We start from the raw sequence: 17,031 nt of genomic DNA on the forward strand, positions 1-17,031 counted from the left end.
ACTATATTTATCTAACAGCTTTACTAAAGATGCCTGTATAATGCGCACCTTAAAATTACGGGGTTAATCATGAATCGCAGAAAAAAGATCATTACAAAGTTTAATAACAAAGATAAGCGTGCTAATGCCAAGCTGCATAAAAGCAACAAACCGGCTTATATTTCAAAAGCAGAGCGCGCCAAGCTTGCTGAGCAAGATGCCGAACAAGCAATTGAGCACGGGGCTAACGAGGTAGTGCAAACAAGCGTTTAATCGTTATTGTGATAGGGTGAGAGGCTTAAATTGAGTGTTAAAAAACTTAAAATGAGCCAAATAACGAACCGCCACATAGCAAACTACCCCACTGGCCACAATCAATTCAAACGTTGCTAAATACTGTATTTGCTTAATAAACTGCAAATCAATTCCCACTGTATGCATCCATGCGGCAAGTTTAAATAACGCGGTAGCACCAATGACCACAGGGAAAGTAAACGCAGCGTAACCTGGGCAAAATGGACGGCGCAATAATTTAAAAAATGCGACATAAATTATAAAGGTCATCAATACTGCAATTCCAAATAACAAGCCAATAATAACCGGTGACGGCTCGCTGTTCACTGTAAAGTAACCAGCTAGCGATAAACTTGCTGGCGCAGCTAAAATAGCCAAGGTAGGCTGTGCAGCATCAGGAATGTGCGCTGCAAAAATGATCCGGTAAATCATCATAGGCAACATAACTGCATACATCAGCATGCCAAAATAAAGCGCCCCTTGCGCTAAAAACAGCAGTGCCGGATTCCCTGAAAACGCGACATCGGCAACAATGATCCCAACCGGCGGTACAAACCAGCTTGGCACCATATGCTCAATTTTAAATTCAATCATGCGATGAGCAATAAAGCTGATTAAAAACACTACATGCAATAAAAATGCACCTACCCAAAGCACATCTCCCGCAAGGGAGTAAAACTGCCCTAAAGAATTAGACACCACTAAGGTAGCCATAGCAAAAGTAGGCACCACACTTCCCACAACTGGGTGGGCTAAATCGGCTTTAAGCAGTTGAGGATGTAATAAAAACTTAAGTGTTAACAATAGCAATAATACGCTCGCAATAGCGGCACCGGTATATTGTGCTACGCCATTTAGGTTAGCCATACTCTCCCAAGCCCAACCTAGGCTGGCAATACCTAATGCCAAACCACCCATTGGTGTTGGTGCACCTGATACTTTTGTTTTTATATGTTTAAACATCTCTATTCCACCCTGTGGTTGTAACTTACAGAGAAGTTTACGCTTGCATTTTGTTAAGTTAAATCTAATTATATAGAACACACGTTCAGGAAAATTAAACACAGCATAATGAATATTTCACTTAAGCAACTTAAAGTATTTGTAGGCATAACCCAGCACAGCACCCTTACAGCAGCGTCTGAATCATTGTTTCTATCTAAAGCGGCGGTGAGTATGGCGCTTAGCGAGCTTGAAAAACAATTAGGCCACCCACTGTTTGACCGAGTAAATCATCGCTTAATTTTAAATCAAGAAGGGCAAAAGTTACTGCCCTTGGCCGATGAATTACTGCACAGAGCAAATGATATTAATACGCTTTTTTCGTCCCACGCAAAAGCCAGTGGCACGTTAAAAATAGGTGCTAGCGATACCATTGGCAATCATGTTTTGCCCTCAATACTCAGTGGGTTTCGCCAACAACAGCAGCATTATTCTCAGCAGGTTTTTATTTCAAATTCTGAGCTTATTTGTCAAAAACTGCGCGACTTTGAACTCGACATTGCATTAATAGAAGGCCACGCCCAGCAAAGCGACTTAATCTCAACCGTGTTTAGCCAAGACACTATGTGTATTATTGCACCGCTATCCCATCCTTTAGCTAAAAAACCACAGCTTAGTTTTAATGACTTAGCAAACAGTCAATGGGTATTAAGGGAAGCTGGCTCTGGTTCACGCTCATTCTTTTTACAAAACCTTGCTACGCATATCGATAATTGGAGCCAAAGTTTTGAACTCAATACCACAGAGGCATTGATCAACAGCGTTGCAGAAGGGTTAGGGCTGGGGTGTTTATCGTCACTCGCGGCACAGTACGCTTTAAACGATGGCCGCGTTACGCAGCTTAACTTAAACCACCCCATGCAAAGACAGTTTTGGTTAGTGATGCATAAAGATAAATACAAAAATCCGCTGTTAACGCAGTTTATTGATTTTTGCGTTCACAATTAATCTACTCTTTTGCGTGTGTTATAGTTTTTATCTTAAATCAAATACCACTTTCTGGGAGAAAGTCTACTAATATTGGGGATTGAAATCATCGGATAGTGCCTTCCAAATAAAGGCTACATTTATCTTTTTTCACCTCCTTAACTTCAAAAAGGATAAATTGACTTTTCCGTTTTAAGTGTCATTATTGAACAAACAAAACGCAAAAAAAAATATTTGAGTTAACATGGCTAAACCAAGTGTTGAAAGAGCACCCAAATTTGAACTTTCGAATGTAGACTACGAAAAAATAGGCAAATACATTAACAAATATGACGCTACAGATGAAAAAGGACATTATTTACATTGGAGTCTATTAAAATGGAGAGTCCCTCAAGCTGAAGCAAAAGATATTTGGTCTGCTATAAAGTTCAAAAGAACAATGCAAATGAAGTACATACCACTAAGATGTGATAAAGATAATTTATTTTCATACTGCACACCGCATTCAATGGAAGCAAAGCTTCATAAGATTATTAAAATTGCTGGTGGTAGTGTTGGTGCTGTAGCTGATAAAGCCGCATCAGATAAAATTCAACGTAAGTTTTTGGTCTCTTCTCTAATTATGGAAGAAGCTATAACAAGTGCCCAACTTGAAGGTGCCTCGACTACAAGAGAAGTAGCAAAAAAAATGCTGGAGGATGAAAGAGAGCCTGTAGATGAAGATGAAAGAATGATTCTCAATAACTTCTTTCTTTTGAAGCTTGCCGAGAAAAAAGCTAAAGCTGATTTAACCTTAGATCTAATTCTAGAATTCCACCAAAAGGCCACTAATTTAACTACGGAAAATAATGTTATCCCTGGTGAATTTAGAGAGGATAATGATATATATGTGGAAGATGATAGAGGAGAAATTGCTCATCAACCACCTAGCTTTGAGAAAATCTCTGAACGACTTCAATGTGTTTGTGATTTTGCAAATGAAGACCACTCTGGAATGAATGGTGGTGAGTTTATTCCCCCAGTAATCAAAGCAATTATCCTTCATTTTATGATCGGTTATGAGCACCCTTTTAGAGATGGGAATGGGAGGACTGCGAGAGCACTATTTTACTGGTTTATGCTTAAAAATGAATATGAGCTTTTCAGGTATATATCAATCAGTAAATTACTTAAAGACGACCCTAAAGGCTACGGCCTTTCTTACATGTATACAGAAAGAGATCAAAACGATTTGACATATTTTATCGATTTTCAACTTGATGTAATTTTAGATGCTTTTGAAGAACTACAAGAATATCTTAAATCTAAAACCGAAGAATTTAATGAAGTACTTCAAATTTTAGAAAATTCAAAGTTCAGTAATATATTAAACTTTGTGCAAAAGGATCTTGTCAAAAAAGGTACAAAAGAGCCTGGGAGAATTTTTACAGTTAAAGAAACTGCAAATTCTTACGGTATATCTGAAAATACTTCGAGAGGATATTTAAATAAATTAGTAGATTTGAAACTGCTTTTACCCACAAAAGACGGTAGAACTATTTTGTACTTTGCTCCATCAGACTTAATGAATAGATTGAAAGTAAATTAATTATTAATAGCCGCCATAATAAAAAAGTAACTTTCTCAACTTAAACCGTCAGACTCGATTAACCTAAAATCGGATCTGACGGCTGATACTAACTTACTTTCTCACTTTAAAACGCGTAACTCATAGCTAAATTTATAGAGCGACCCTGCCCTGCTAATTGATTGAATCCTTGCGTTGAATCTTGTTTAAACTCAGCAATACTTACGCCGCCCAGTGGTAATTCATAATACTCATCAAGCAGGTTGGTAATATCAACACTCACGGTCAATGCATCCCAACTGGCTTTAGAGCTTAGGTTTAGTAAATGATACTGCTCGGTTTGGTTTTCTAGGCGGTTGTTATCTATGCGGGTTTTACTATCGACCCACTGCCACGTGAGTGCGTTTTCAAAGCGGCCAATTTGCTGGTTAATAGCAAATTGGGTTTGCAGCGGCTTAATTTGATAAAGCGGCTGATTGGTATCGTCGCGCTTACCACGGGTGTTGGTAATGTTAGCTTTTAACGACCAACTACCATACTGCTTAGACTCGTGCAGAGTAGTAACCGCATCTAGCTTTACGCCATAAAGCGTGGCATCTAGGTTATTAAACATAAGTACATTACGAGTATTGGCAGCAAGCACTGTGCGGTTAAAGCTTCTTACTCTGTTGGCATCAATATAATCATTTACATCGCTCACCCACGCATTGGCACTGATACGCCAGCTATCGTCTTTTGCCATAGTGGTGTAAGTGGTACTTAGCGTGTGCGCGGTTTCAGGTTTAAGAGCAATGTTACCAATATAGCCATTACCATCGCCGTACCAACCTATCATGGTGGTGGCCATATTGCCCATCCCCCAACTGTAACGTTCGTATAAATTAGGTGCGCGATTTTTACGAGCTAAACCAATTTGTAACTCGTCATTATTGCTTAGTTGATAGTTAATCAGCACGTTTGCATCGACTAGGTTGTCTGTTTGTTTTTTATTCTGATCATTAAACTCTTTAGCGGCCATTGCATCGCTTGGCATCGCCATGGCCATCGCACTCATAGCGGCCATACCTGCGTTGTATGCTTGTACATCGTCGGTATTGGTTATTACATTTTCAAATCGAACGCCTGCATTTAACCACCAGCGAGTATTTAGTTGGCTTTCATATTCAGCAAGCAGGGCAATACGCTGACGCCGGCCGTTATTAATATTGTTGTAGTCATTTGGCCCCATCATCATTGAGCCTTCAACCGCAGGCCACCAATCATCAATATTCATATAATGGTACTCTTGGGCGAGTAATAACTGGCTGTTGTTATCAAGCGCTAATCGCCATTTTAACTGAGTGCTTATATCTTCGGCGTCGGTTTTCATTGGCATTTTTCCGGTTTTTTCTGCGCTGAAAAAGCCCATTTCATGCTTTACGCTATGCCAATTTAACTGCGCTTCAAGCTCACTGTTTGTAAAAGCACGCTTATACTGGGCAACAGCGCCATAGCTGGTGTTATCTGTCATATCCATATATTGGTTAGCAAAGCCTTGATAGGGTATTTTTTGATGGCTTAGCTTAACAACTAATTGTTGCTTATCATCGCGCATGGCAGCACTTAAACTATGGTTTTGCGCGCGGTATAGGGTGTCGAGCACTAAATCACCGTTACCATCTTCATAACTGTTAGCATCGCTAAACGCACCTTGATAATTAAAACTGAATACGTCGCTGGCAATGCGCATGCCCGCGCCGACCTTTTTGCCGTTATCTAGTGTATTGTATTGGGCTGATACGTAGCCAGAGTGCCAGCCAAGTTGCTTGCTTTCACTGTACTGAGGCGAAATAGAATTAACCGCGATCACCCCTGCAATATTATCGCCTCCCGCGCTTACCGGAGAAATACCCGCAACCACTTTGTAGCTACTAATTTGATTGGCTGAAATATACGACAGTGGCGGGTTCATTTGATTGGCACAGGCGGCGGTGATTTGCGCACCATCAACCAGTACCGCCACTCTATCACCCATTAAACCATTTAAAACAGGTAAGTTAGCCATGCCACCGGCGGCTGAAAAGTCCACACCTAAATCAGTTAATAACGATTCAGATGAACCTAACGATAGGTGTTTGTTTTGTGCTTGACCGTGTACTTCAATAATTTCAATTGAGGCGTCATCTGCAAAGGCAACAGGCGATAATACGCCACTTATAACAAGTGCCAAAGGCGATAATAAATAGGAGGTTAAAGGATTTTTTTTATCAGTCATTATTGATTTACCACAAAAATTTTGTGGGTAAATTATACGTGCTGCGGCAAGTTAAAAAGCGCGACATATTGTCGCACTTTGTTAATTTTTAACCCTGTTCGTCATCAAAAATGTCTTCTATTTTAAGTTTAAACAACCTTGCGGCCTTAAAAGCCAGTGGCAAGCTGGGATCGAACTTGCCCTTTTCAATGGCATTAATCGTTTGGCGCGATACATCCAACAGCTCGGCCAACTTTGCTTGAGTGAAATTATGCTCGGCTCTTAACACTTTTAATCTATTTTTCATTCATCACCTGCGCAATAGTGTTTATTAAGCACATACACACTAATTAAATACACCGCCCCCATTAAAAACATTAAGTCGGGTATTTGCGCTTTAAAATCAATTAAACCACTCAATTGTAAATTGGTGTATGCCAGCCCGCCTACTAACACTGCACCTAAGGTAAACCCCATGGCACTGAGATGTATTTTTTGCATTAATTCATCCATGCCTTGCAAATAGCGCTTGTTGGCTAAAATCATCCCTACGCCAGCAGCCAAATTTATAATAATAAAAAAGCCACTAATTAGCGCTGAACGATCCCAGATTAAAGTGGGGCCAAAGCTGCAAATAGCTAAAGTAAAAAGCCATATTAAGGTCCATTTAGCTAGGTAACTGGTATTTTTAATTTGGCGTTGTTTTAAATTTAATTCTGCTTTCATTGCCTTTATCCTGTTTTTAAAAGTAATGTTTACTTTACAAATATCATTCATGCATTACAAAAAGTCAAGTTAACATTACATTTTAAATTTAACACTGCTTATTTTTGATTGCGTTAAGACTTTGCTGAACTTACTTAACCATCCTTTGGTTGGCTTAAGTTAAATTTTATTCATCTTAAATTATGGTTTAGTCCATGACGAAAGAGAGCTTTTAATTTAAAATGCACGCCTCTTTACTCCTCATTTCCACATTCAACTAAATAAGCGTGTGTGCTTTATTTTTAAGCGCACTGGCGTTTAGTTTGTTATTGGGTCTGTTGACCTTTCAAGGTTAAATTTGCAGCAGTCTGTTTGGTATTTAGGCAAGGCGGAGTCTATGTGGTGTGGTTATTCCCCATAAATAGGCGATAACGCAGCATCAATGCCAAACAGGCGCTGCCCTTCGGGTTCTGCCTAGGGGCGATTTACTCTTTGTTGCTCGGTTTTTACTTAGCCCACTAGGTTACAAACCTCGCGCCGCGATTAAACCGCCCCTAGTTTGAACAAATTTTAATCCGCAAAGGTCAACAGACCCTAAATTTTATTTATTATCTTCAAGGATTTATATGGCCGTTGATACTACATCGCCGTCGGGTCAGCCCAATAGAACCGCTATTTTAATTGTGCTGGCGTTGGGTACTTTTATTTTGGGGTTATCTGAATTTTCTATGATGCCTATGTTGCCATTAATTAGTGAGGCTTTTGGCAGTACCCCGTCACAAAGTGGTTATGCTATTAGTGCTTATGCTCTTGGGGTGGTGGTTGGCGCACCCATTTTAATGTTGGCAACGGCAAATATGCGAAAACGACGAGCGCTATTATTATTTTTAAGCTTAATGTGTATTTCAAACAGTTTAAGTGCATTAGCGACCTCGTTAGAACAACTGGTGCTGTTTAGGTTTTTAAGTGGCCTTCCCCATGGCGCTTATTTTGGTGCCGCGTTATTACTGGCCTCTGATATAGCACCGCAAGGAAAACGCGCTAGCTTTATGTCAAAAGTGTTTATGGGCTTAACCATAGCCACTATCGTTGGTGTGCCGGTGGTGACATTGGTTGGGCAAAATCTTAGTTGGCGTTATTGCCTCGCTGCGGCTGGGGTGTTGGCGTTTATTGCCTTTATTTTTGTGTATAACGTGGTGCCTAATGTTAAAAACACCCATACCTCTAATATACTCAACGAATTAGGGGTGCTAAAAAACAAACTGGTTTGGTCAATATTAGGGATTGTTATTATTGGCTTTGGTGGCGTATTTTGTATTTATACCTATGTGGCCGATACGATCTTAGAGGTCACTCAGAGCGCGCCCTATACAATTTCAATTGCTATGGTGATGTTTGGTATTGGCTCTACGCTCGGTAATTACGTACTAGGTAAAGCTGCCGATAAATCAGCGATAAAAACCACCGGATTTACGCTTGCCTCTACTATTGTTTTTGCATTTGCATATGTCAGTGCCAGCTATAATATTTATCTGCTGTATGCGGTTATATTTTTTATTGGCTGCAGCTTAGGGCTATCAACCTTAGTGCAAACGCTATTAATGGATGTATCACCTGACGGCCACGCCATGATTGGGGCATTAGTGCAGTGTGCGTTTAATATTGCAAATGCTATTGGCCCTTGGGTTGGCGGCATTGCTATTGCAAAAGGGGCAGCGCCAAATCAAACAGGCTATGTTGCTGCGGCTTTATTTTTAGGTGGGCTGTTAATGTGGCTGCTTAGTTACATACAAATTAGCGGCAACAAAACTAAACAGGCACAGCCTTGTTAATAAAAACAAAAAGAGCCGCTAAGCGGCTCTTTTTAAATTTTACTCTTTAGCGTATTAAACGCTAATAGATGACATATCAATAACAAAACGGTATCGCACATCAGAGCGTTCCATACGCTCATAAGCGGTGTTAATTTCGTCTATGTTGATCATTTCACACTCTGGCAGTACGTTGTGTTCACCACAAAAATCAAGCATTTGCTGTGTTTCTGCAATGCCGCCAATTAACGAACCGGCTACACGACGACGCCCCATTAAAAGAGGAACTGTGTTTAGCTCATCTACTGGGCCTACTTGGCCAACAATAACCAAGGTACCATCAATATCAAGTAGCGGTGTGTAAATTGATAAGTCATGCTTTACAGGCACAGTATCAATAATGACATCAAACGCTGACTGCGCATTTTTCATTTCATCATCATTGTTTGATACTAAATAATGCTGTGCGCCGAGCTTAATTGCATCTTCTTTTTTAGACTCAGTACGACCAATAACAGTAACGGTTGCACCCATTGCTACTGCATTTTTAACCGCCATATGACCTAATCCACCAAGGCCTACCACTGCAACACGGCTACCTGTTTTTACACCCCATTTATGTAACGGTGAATAAGTAGTAATACCGGCGCAAAGTAACGGCGCCACGCGCGATAATTCTAAGTTTTCAGGCACTGATAATACAAACTCTTCGCGCACTACAACGTGTTTAGAGTAACCACCTTGAGTCATTTCGCCGTTAACTCTATCGGTCCCGCTGTAAGTACCGACCATGCCTTCACGACAAAATTGCTCTTGGTGATTATCACATTGGTCACAGCTTTGACACGAGTCAACCATACACCCTACGGCAACGGTATCGCCTTGTTTGTACTTTTTAACATCGCTACCGACTGATATTACTTTACCTACAATTTCGTGCCCAGGAACTAATGGGTAATTACTACCCCCCCAGTCGTTACGCACTGCATGTAAGTCTGAATGGCACACACCACAATATAAAATTTCTATTGCTACATCGTTATTTCGTAAATCGCGGCGCTCAAAAGAAAACTCTGTAAGCAAAGAACCTTGACTTTTTGCTGCATATCCGACTGTTTTCATAATAACTCCATAGTTTATTAAAAATCATCCACAGTATGCATTGTCAGCTATGAACATAAGCTGATCATGTGCAACTGCAAATAGCCCTGCAAAACGCAAGGGCTATTTATTAGTATTCAATTATTCCACAACAACAGCATTTAACTCTTCAATCAGTGTTTTAATTAATTAAATCGGTAGAAATATCATGAATTGGCGGAACACTTTTTGCTGTATTCATCATGTTAATCGGCATTGCAATCGCAACAGCTGCAAAAAAAACCGTGTTCACGCACTGGTTAGGCTCACTGTTTTAAGCATGAATAGCACTTGAACTAATAATAAAACTAATGCTGCCCCACCTAGATAAACGCCTAATCTAAAACCGGCAAAGGCAGTACCTAGCTCAACCACATTAAATTTATAAAGGGGTCCCGGTAGTACCACCATTAAAAAAAGCGATAAGCCCAACTAAGGTCACTAAATGTTTCATTGCCTACTCCATTATTGTTATATGGTTATTGTTTTTTAAACAGCTTTATACTGTTAACACTCCAATTTAGATTACTATGACCGATAAGTATCTATAAAGTCATAATTTATTGCCCTTTTAAAGTAGATAACTTGACTCCTTGGTAAAAATCAACAAACTACGGGGGTAAAATTATCAGGGTATTATTATTTATGAAAACAGAGATTAGCTACCGGTTTGAGTCATCGCAAGTGGCAAACCGCTTTTTACACGAATTAAAAGATTGGCCAGTCAATACCGTAAAAACACGCCTTTTTAATGGCGGCGACAGCGTTAAAGTAAGCTACGAATACGACGAAAGCGGGTTTGATTATACCGTTGCCGGACTTGATGATTTAGCCGAGCAACACGGCGGACAAGAAGTATCGAGTTAAAATACTTATACCTACGCTCAATAGCCACAACACACTTTGTAGCCATGCCTACATTGTAAACAATGGCCATTCTTATACCTGTGCCTTGGCCTACGGGTTTAGTGGTAAAGAAGGGATCGAACATTTGTTTAAGTGTATCAGCGTCCATTCCACAGCCGTTATCTGCCACTTCAATGTAAATATTATTTTCATTGGCAAACAGCTTAACTCTTATTTTTCCTTGCTGATCGCGCAAATCGTCGCAGGCGTGTTTGGCATTAATTAATAAGTTTACAAACACTTGTTTCATAGATGAAATAGTTGTTGAGCCGCCGTTATTAACGAAACCAGGACGGGCTTTATAAATTTTATACTTTCTACATTACTGGTTATGTAAGCTAACGGGTTATTTATTTCGTGGGCCATCCCAGCTGAGAGTGTCCCTAGCGTGGCCATTTTTTCACTTTGCATTAAGGTTATTTGTTGGTTGTTGACCGTTTCAAGCTTTTCTTTTAGCTCTTAATTAACAATAAACAATGCCCGTGTTTTGTCTTCTAGTAGGGTTTCTAATTGATCTCTGGCTGATTTTTCGCGCAGGTACGCTTTTTTATAATTGTAGTCGTCTTCAGCCATGGGGAGTCTCATATTTTATTTCAATTAAACACGAATCAAACCCATCATGCATACACTGGCCATGATTAAGTTTAGCATCAACCCCATAATGAGCCGCAGCACCAAAAATAAGCCCTTCGGCGCACAAACCCGTCTTCAATAATTTGGGCGTCAATTTCAGGTAAATTAGGCTTATGAAAAAGCTTAGCTACTTCAACATGAATTACTTTATCAATACCAATAATGAGATCAGTTAAACAATTAAAGTTAGCAACAATGCTTGGATGACGTGCCTTTAAGTGAGAAAATAAATACTCTCCAAAGGCCTTCAATACCTCTGGCATAAACATAGAAAGTGCAATTGCTACATCATTTGCATGGTCAACATTTAACACTAAGTAAAATTAACAAAGCGTGATCACATTCTGCTTTTTACTCTATTAGTGGCAACGCTATTGGCAGGATCGTCTGGCCAAAAATGTTTGGGGTAGCGCCCTTTCATCTCTTTTTGTACCTCGCGGTAACTACTATTCCAAAAATGTGCTAAGTCTTGGGTTAACTGTAGTGAACGCTTGCCTGGCGATAACAACTCTATTAGCAATGCTAATTTACCATTAGCTAGCATAGGTGTACTGGTTAAACCATATACTTCTTGCATGCGCACACTAAGCTTGGCGGGACCATCAAGTTGGTATTCAATTTTTATGTTAGAGCCACTTGGTACTATTAGTCGCAGTGGGAGTAAAGATTTTAGCTCGCTTTGCTGTTGCCAATTAAAACAGTTTTGTAGTGCCTCAAAATAATTAAACTTTTTAAGTTGCTCAAGGGTTTTAATATCTTCAAGGTATACCCCTAACCAATCACCTGCTGTTTCAATGAGCTGCTGCTGATTAATAACAGGAAATTGTTCTGGCATCAATTTGCTGGCTAGGCACATTCTAATAAGTAACTGCTCACTTTCTTTTTGCTCGTTAAACAGTGAAAAGCCCTGTTTGGCAAACACACTAAGCCATGCCTTGGCACGCTCTGTTTTATCAAGCTTATGTTTACTTGGTTGGCTGCTAAGGGTGATTTCTCCAAGTTTTACTTCATCTTGATGAATAAACCGAGCAGCTTTTTCATCAAACTCGCAGCGGGTCAACTCAGTGAATAAATGCGGTAAATGCTCTTTAAGCGCTAATGGATTTAGCGCCGTGGCAGAAAAAATACGCTCGCCTTTGTGTCCGCCCATACTGGCAATAACTATATATTCGTCATTATGCCAGTAGTCAGGGTTTAGCTCGGCCCCTGCGCCATTTGCTAATAAGTATCCATTGCCGCGTTTTTTAGCGATGCGATCTGGATAGCCAAGCGAAACTAATAAGCTTAAATGATCGGTGTTTAAGTCTGTTTTGCTGTCGGTAAATTTTAAGCGTTTTAACCAATAATTTAATTGTTGCTTAAACACAGGATGCGGACGCTGCTGTTGACTATGCAGTGCTAGGTTGAGCTCATTGGCAGTGCTAACTCGGCTTTCTAGTAAGGCGACTAAATAAATAGCTAAACGATAAATTCCGCTTAACTGTGGTTCTAGCATTTGCGCTTTTAATAACATGTGCGCTAGGCGAATATCGGCACCAAAGCCCAACATTTTACTCCCCAGTGCGGTGAGCTTACCGTGGCTATCTATCGCTTCAAGCATAGATAATAAATTGGTAGCTTGGTTGCATTGTTGCTCACTCGGCGGGTCAAGTAAGGTGAGTTCACTAATGCTTGCGCCCCATTGCTTTGCCTCAAGCATCAGTTGGCTAATATCTGAGGTCAAAATATCAGGGTTATCGTGGCTGTTTCGTCGCTCAAAAGTTTGTTTTGAACCTAAACGATACACAACCCCTGGTTCTATTCGTCCTGCACGCCCTGCGCGTTGTACTGCCGATGAACGAGATATACTTTGAGTCGTCAGCTCAGTTACACCGGTTTTTAAATTAAAGCTGGCTGCACGGCGCTTGCCGCTATCAATCACAATTCGAATACCTTCAATGGTTAAGCTGGTTTCGGCAACATTGGTGGTCAGTACTACTTTTCGCATCCCTTGAGGCGCAGGTGCTATTGCAGCTTGTTGATTGGCTTTATCTTGCTCACCAAATAAAGTGGCGACTAGGCAGTTACTAGGTAAGTCGCTCAATGCTTGTTGCACGCGCAGTATTTCTCGTTGACCGGGTAAAAATACCAGCGCACTGCCGGTTTGCTCATTGAGTGCTTGTTTTATAATAGCGGGGATGGCATCAAGCCAGCGGCTTTCATCTTTTATTGGGCAATATATTTCGTCAATGGGGTAACTTCGCCCGCTTGACTCAATTACTGGGCAATTAAAAAACCCAGTGTAGCGTTCGCTATCAAGGGTGGCCGACATCAGCATAATGGTTAAATCTTCACGCAGTGCCGCTTGCGATTCTAAAGCAAAAGCCAGCGCGGTATCTGCTGCGATGGAACGCTCATGAAACTCATCAAAAATCAGTAAATCAACATCACTGAGCTCAGGGTCATTTTGTAACATGCGTGTCAGCATACCTTCGGTGACTATTTCAAGGCGCGTGTTCGCACTTACTTTACTCTCACCTCGGACCCGTAAACCGACACTTTGCCCCAGCGTTTCGTTTTGGCATTGGGCTAGGTAATTGGCAATATTACGTGCAGCTAAGCGTCGAGGCTCCAACATCACTATGTGTTTATAATGCCCATCGCGCATAAGCTGTAATGGCAACCACGTTGATTTACCAGCACCAGGCGGCGCTTGCAGTAAGGTGATTGGGTTGGCTTTTAAAGCATCAATGAGTGAAGTATATATTTCTTGAACAGGCAGCACGCTATTTACCCTAAATTACTTTGCCGCCATTGTAGCAAAAATTAGCAGTTATTTATGCAGAGTACGACTATGCGCTTGGCTGATCATTTCGTCTAACGTTTTAGCCTCTTGCTACTGCGCTTATTTTGATCAGCACGATGCCTATTACTCACTATTCCTTCTATGCCTTTGGTAAAGCTCATTTGCTTAAAACAAGCTTGCTGTTGACGTAATTCATCTTGCTGTGAATCATTAATCCGCGCTTGTTGCTGCGCTGACAAACCAAATAAAATGCGTTTCATCCCTGATAAATTTTGTAAGCTTATCGCCGAGCTCATTTTCTTATTTAGTCACTTTGCGCTATATTTTTACTTTACTCCTATTATTACCTTTCAAAACCCTATCTTGAGTCCAAAAATAGTCGTTCCGTTAAAGCTTAGTATTGTTAGCTTTTGTGCAACTTTGCGGCTAATTGTATTTATAATAAGCAAATAGTGGCTAACGCCACCTTTATTAGACTAAAGAATGATTGCTGCTGAATCTGCTGATTTTATGACCTTTTTGCTATTATGCATGGCAAGAGCACACTGTAAAAACAAAAACATAAGACATTGAATTTAAATACCTTTTAGATTTAACAAGCCATTTACAACACATCCCTTTGCTATTTTTGTTAACACTTACAAAGCGTTAAACTGGGCTATGCACGACCTTTTGCCTAATTACAATCTGTAGCAAGCTGTTTTACCCTGCGCACTCAATGTTCATTTGCTTTGTAAAAGCTGTATTTTTATTTTGAGTTAGCAACTAAGTTGCAGGAGAAGTCATGACCACCAAGCCGCTAGATGATAATTCATCTGATGCTATACCAAGAGCGGATACTCAAACCGTGTCCGATAGCTATGAAAATCTTCATAAGCCCAGCTCTGAGTTTGAAAGCCGCGACGCTTACCTAGAGCACGAGCTGCAAATTATGCAGCCAAAACGCTGGCGTCCAAATTTACCATTTAGAGATTATCGCTTTGAATTTGAAGACACCATTCCAGCGATGGCCGCTACTATAGGTAAAATAGTCATGGTTGCAGCCATTGCTGCTACGTTTGCAGGCCCTTTGGGTTTAAGTGATGGCTTTGTACTTGAAAACGTACGCTACGAACTTTTAATTGTTTCGCTATTTATTTTACTATTTTCGGGCTTTATTTTACCGACCGCTAACTTAGCGGGTACTCATGGCCCACTCATTCCATTAATTCCTATTGTAGTTGCCGCAGGCGGACACCCTATGGCCTTTGGTTTACTCATAGGTGTCTTTGGATTGATATTAGCATTTAGTAAAGGCGGCAGCCTCATGGCCAAGCTCACCAGTAAAGGGGTTTGTGGTGGCCTACTCCTCTATTTAGGCTTTGTGGGTACCATCTCACAAGTTAAAAAGCTGTTTGCATGGGCTGAAGAAATTCAAATGACCCATATTGCCTTTATCGTAATCTTAGCCACAATTTTACTTTATGCTTTGTTGGAGCATTACAAAAAACGCTGGTTAGCCGTGCCACTGAGCTGTTTAATTGGTGGTTTTACTGCTTTTGCATTGGGCGCACCGTTTGAGTTTCATACCGCACCGGGCTTACCAAACATGAACCCTATGTACTGGTGGGGGGAAAACACTGGTTGGATGCTTGGTTTACCAACCGCTGAAAGCTTTGTAGTTGTACTTCCTTTTGCAGTTTTAGCGGTTGCTATGTGGTCGCCTGACTTTTTAGGCCATCAAGTATTTCAAAAAATTAGTTACCCAGAGCGTACTGAAAAAGTACAAATGAATATCGACGATACCATGCTTAGTGCATCAACAAGACAAACCTTTGGCTCGCTTTTAGGCGGTGCTAACTTTGCGTCATCTTGGGGCACTTACATTGTTCCTGCTGCTATTGCAAAACGCCCTATTCCTGCAGGCGCAATTTTAACTGCGTTATTTTGTATTATCGCGGGTGTTTGGGGCTATCCAATGGACTTAGCTATTTGGCAGCCAGTATTGTGTGTTGCCTTAATTGTAGGGGTGTTTATTCCACTACTTGAAGCGGGTATGGAAATGACCCGTGAAGGTAAAACCACGCAATCAGCTGCCATTGTGGTGTTTGCCTCAAGCCTAGTAAACCCTGCATTTGGTTGGTCACTAACTATGCTACTTGATAACTTGGGCCTTATTGGCTGTAAAGAAAGAAGTGCTGATTTATCGCGAATGAGTCGCTGGGTCATCCCACTTATAATGTTTGTATTATTAACCGGTGTAATGGCACTGGTAGGTATGCTACCAGGCATTCCTGCGCTAATGCCAAGCTTTAGACATTAATTCCTTTATTAAACAGCAAAGCGAGCTTTAATAGCTCGCTTTTTTATTGTACTTATAAAAAACCAGCACAGTGTCCCTGCAATAACCCCCCCTGAAGTGACAGTCCCTGAAATAATTACAAGCCACCCTGCAGAATTTTTATAAAAATCGCCACCAGCTAAAAAACTTTACGCACCAAAAAGCATAACCGATTGATATATAATTAAAACTTAATATTTCACTTTCTGGTATAGGCTTTGCACCTTTATAAGTGAACGTTAAAATCATTTTATTAGTAACGCTTTTAAAATGAAAAATCATCACTCTTAATAAGGAGCTAATTATGAATAGCGATCGTATCGAAGGAAACTGGAAAGAACTTAAAGGTAAAGCGCAACAAAAATGGGGCGATCTTACCAACGATGATTTAGATAAAATTGAAGGTAGCCGTACCGAGCTTATTGGTAAAATTCAGCAAAAATACGGTAAATCGAAAGAGGAAGCCGAGCGCGAAGTAAATGACTTTGAGAAAGGTCATTAAAATAAAGCGTGTTAACAGCTTTACTTGCTAATAAAAACCGCCAATTGGCTAATGCCAGTCAGTTAAGAACTGACTGGCATTTTCTTATATAGGGTACTTATTCGGCTTCTTTCTTATCACCTTCTGTTATCTTGATTATCATGAGTTCAAAAACTAACGCCATCTACAGCGAGTAAATTAAGTCCGCACTATTGTTCAAAAGACTGGGTGGAAAAGGTTTTGTGTGC

Annotated in this window: 15 protein-coding genes and 2 pseudogenes; 7 read left to right on the top strand and 10 right to left on the bottom strand. The window is 40.5% G+C overall.

All coding sequences use genetic code 11. The features are described 5' to 3' along the window. The first annotated feature begins 69 nt into the window (after window positions 1-69). Window positions 70-252: a DUF2986 domain-containing protein gene (locus tag BG00_RS14210; protein ID WP_036983278.1), complete on the top strand. Its 183-nt coding sequence runs from the start codon at window positions 70-72 to the stop codon at window positions 250-252. Window positions 253-255: 3 nt separating this feature from the next. Here the strand turns inward: BG00_RS14210 and BG00_RS14215 are convergent, their stop codons facing one another. After that, window positions 256-1,236, bottom strand: a complete 981-nt coding sequence (locus BG00_RS14215; protein WP_036983280.1) for a TDT family transporter — start codon at window positions 1,234-1,236, stop codon at window positions 256-258. A gap of 108 nt (window positions 1,237-1,344) precedes the next feature. On the opposite strand from BG00_RS14215, the gene BG00_RS14220 reads away from it, so the two are divergent. Together BG00_RS14220 and BG00_RS14225 are read left to right on the top strand one after the other, a co-directional pair. Continuing rightward, window positions 1,345-2,223, top strand: a complete 879-nt coding sequence (locus BG00_RS14220) for a LysR family transcriptional regulator (protein WP_036983281.1) — start codon at window positions 1,345-1,347, stop codon at window positions 2,221-2,223. Window positions 2,224-2,446: 223 nt separating this feature from the next. Next, window positions 2,447-3,790: a Fic family protein gene (locus BG00_RS14225; RefSeq protein ID WP_036983282.1), complete on the top strand. Its 1,344-nt coding sequence runs from the start codon at window positions 2,447-2,449 to the stop codon at window positions 3,788-3,790. 106 nt (window positions 3,791-3,896) lie between these two features. Here the strand turns inward: BG00_RS14225 and BG00_RS14230 are convergent, their stop codons facing one another. The 3 genes from BG00_RS14230 to BG00_RS14240 form a co-directional block, all read right to left on the bottom strand. Next, window positions 3,897-6,023 carry a TonB-dependent receptor plug domain-containing protein gene (locus BG00_RS14230; protein WP_036983284.1) on the bottom strand — a complete coding sequence of 709 codons (2,127 nt, stop codon included), beginning with the start codon at window positions 6,021-6,023 and terminating at the stop codon, window positions 3,897-3,899. Between the two features lie 88 nt (window positions 6,024-6,111). Continuing rightward, window positions 6,112-6,309, bottom strand: a complete 198-nt coding sequence (locus BG00_RS14235; RefSeq protein WP_013464415.1) for a helix-turn-helix transcriptional regulator — start codon at window positions 6,307-6,309, stop codon at window positions 6,112-6,114. Further along, entirely contained in the window at window positions 6,306-6,728 is a 423-nt protein-coding gene (locus BG00_RS14240) for a hypothetical protein (RefSeq protein WP_028835426.1), read from the bottom strand. The genes BG00_RS14235 and BG00_RS14240 overlap by 4 nt, the downstream gene beginning before the upstream one ends. A gap of 605 nt (window positions 6,729-7,333) precedes the next feature. On the opposite strand from BG00_RS14240, the gene BG00_RS14245 reads away from it, so the two are divergent. Beyond that, the gene (locus tag BG00_RS14245) at window positions 7,334-8,539 is read left to right on the top strand and encodes an MFS transporter (protein ID WP_036956818.1); all 1,206 of its coding nucleotides are present in this window, start codon (window positions 7,334-7,336) and stop codon (window positions 8,537-8,539) included. A gap of 54 nt (window positions 8,540-8,593) precedes the next feature. Here BG00_RS14245 and BG00_RS14250 read toward each other — a convergent pair whose 3' ends face one another. Together BG00_RS14250 and BG00_RS18235 are read right to left on the bottom strand one after the other, a co-directional pair. Continuing rightward, complete coding sequence (locus BG00_RS14250) at window positions 8,594-9,640, bottom strand: NAD(P)-dependent alcohol dehydrogenase (RefSeq protein WP_036983286.1); 1,047 nt, start codon at window positions 9,638-9,640, stop codon at window positions 8,594-8,596. A 163-nt stretch (window positions 9,641-9,803) separates the two neighbouring features. Further along, a pseudogene (locus BG00_RS18235) lies at window positions 9,804-10,112 on the bottom strand (DUF1499 domain-containing protein); the annotation flags it as partial. A gap of 191 nt (window positions 10,113-10,303) precedes the next feature. Here BG00_RS18235 and BG00_RS14260 point away from each other — a divergent pair. After that, on the top strand, window positions 10,304-10,525 hold the full coding sequence (locus BG00_RS14260) for a hypothetical protein (RefSeq protein ID WP_036983288.1): 222 nt from the start codon (window positions 10,304-10,306) through the stop codon (window positions 10,523-10,525). On the opposite strand, the pseudogene BG00_RS17495 reads toward BG00_RS14260, so the two are convergent. The 4 genes and pseudogenes from BG00_RS17495 to BG00_RS14280 form a co-directional block, all read right to left on the bottom strand. Then, window positions 10,425-11,137, bottom strand: a pseudogene (locus BG00_RS17495) (sensor histidine kinase). The gene BG00_RS14260 and the pseudogene BG00_RS17495 overlap by 101 nt on opposite strands. Window positions 11,138-11,214: 77 nt before the next feature. Then, the gene (locus BG00_RS14270) at window positions 11,215-11,511 is read right to left on the bottom strand and encodes a heme NO-binding domain-containing protein (RefSeq protein WP_253861405.1); all 297 of its coding nucleotides are present in this window, start codon (window positions 11,509-11,511) and stop codon (window positions 11,215-11,217) included. Window positions 11,512-11,534: 23 nt separating this feature from the next. Beyond that, window positions 11,535-13,961, bottom strand: a complete 2,427-nt coding sequence (gene hrpB, locus BG00_RS14275; RefSeq protein WP_036983289.1) for an ATP-dependent helicase HrpB — start codon at window positions 13,959-13,961, stop codon at window positions 11,535-11,537. A gap of 92 nt (window positions 13,962-14,053) precedes the next feature. Continuing rightward, on the bottom strand, window positions 14,054-14,278 hold the full coding sequence (locus BG00_RS14280) for a hypothetical protein (protein WP_248473347.1): 225 nt from the start codon (window positions 14,276-14,278) through the stop codon (window positions 14,054-14,056). Between the two features lie 488 nt (window positions 14,279-14,766). On the opposite strand from BG00_RS14280, the gene BG00_RS14285 reads away from it, so the two are divergent. Together BG00_RS14285 and BG00_RS14290 are read left to right on the top strand one after the other, a co-directional pair. After that, window positions 14,767-16,284, top strand: a complete 1,518-nt coding sequence (locus tag BG00_RS14285; protein WP_036983291.1) for a DUF3360 family protein — start codon at window positions 14,767-14,769, stop codon at window positions 16,282-16,284. Window positions 16,285-16,606: 322 nt separating this feature from the next. Next, the gene (locus tag BG00_RS14290; protein ID WP_016899392.1) at window positions 16,607-16,804 is read left to right on the top strand and encodes a CsbD family protein; all 198 of its coding nucleotides are present in this window, start codon (window positions 16,607-16,609) and stop codon (window positions 16,802-16,804) included. Window positions 16,805-17,031: the final 227 nt, after the last annotated feature.

Source organism: Pseudoalteromonas sp. SCSIO_11900, assembly GCF_000576475.1.
Taxonomy (GTDB): Bacteria; Pseudomonadota; Gammaproteobacteria; order Enterobacterales; family Alteromonadaceae; genus Pseudoalteromonas; species Pseudoalteromonas tetraodonis.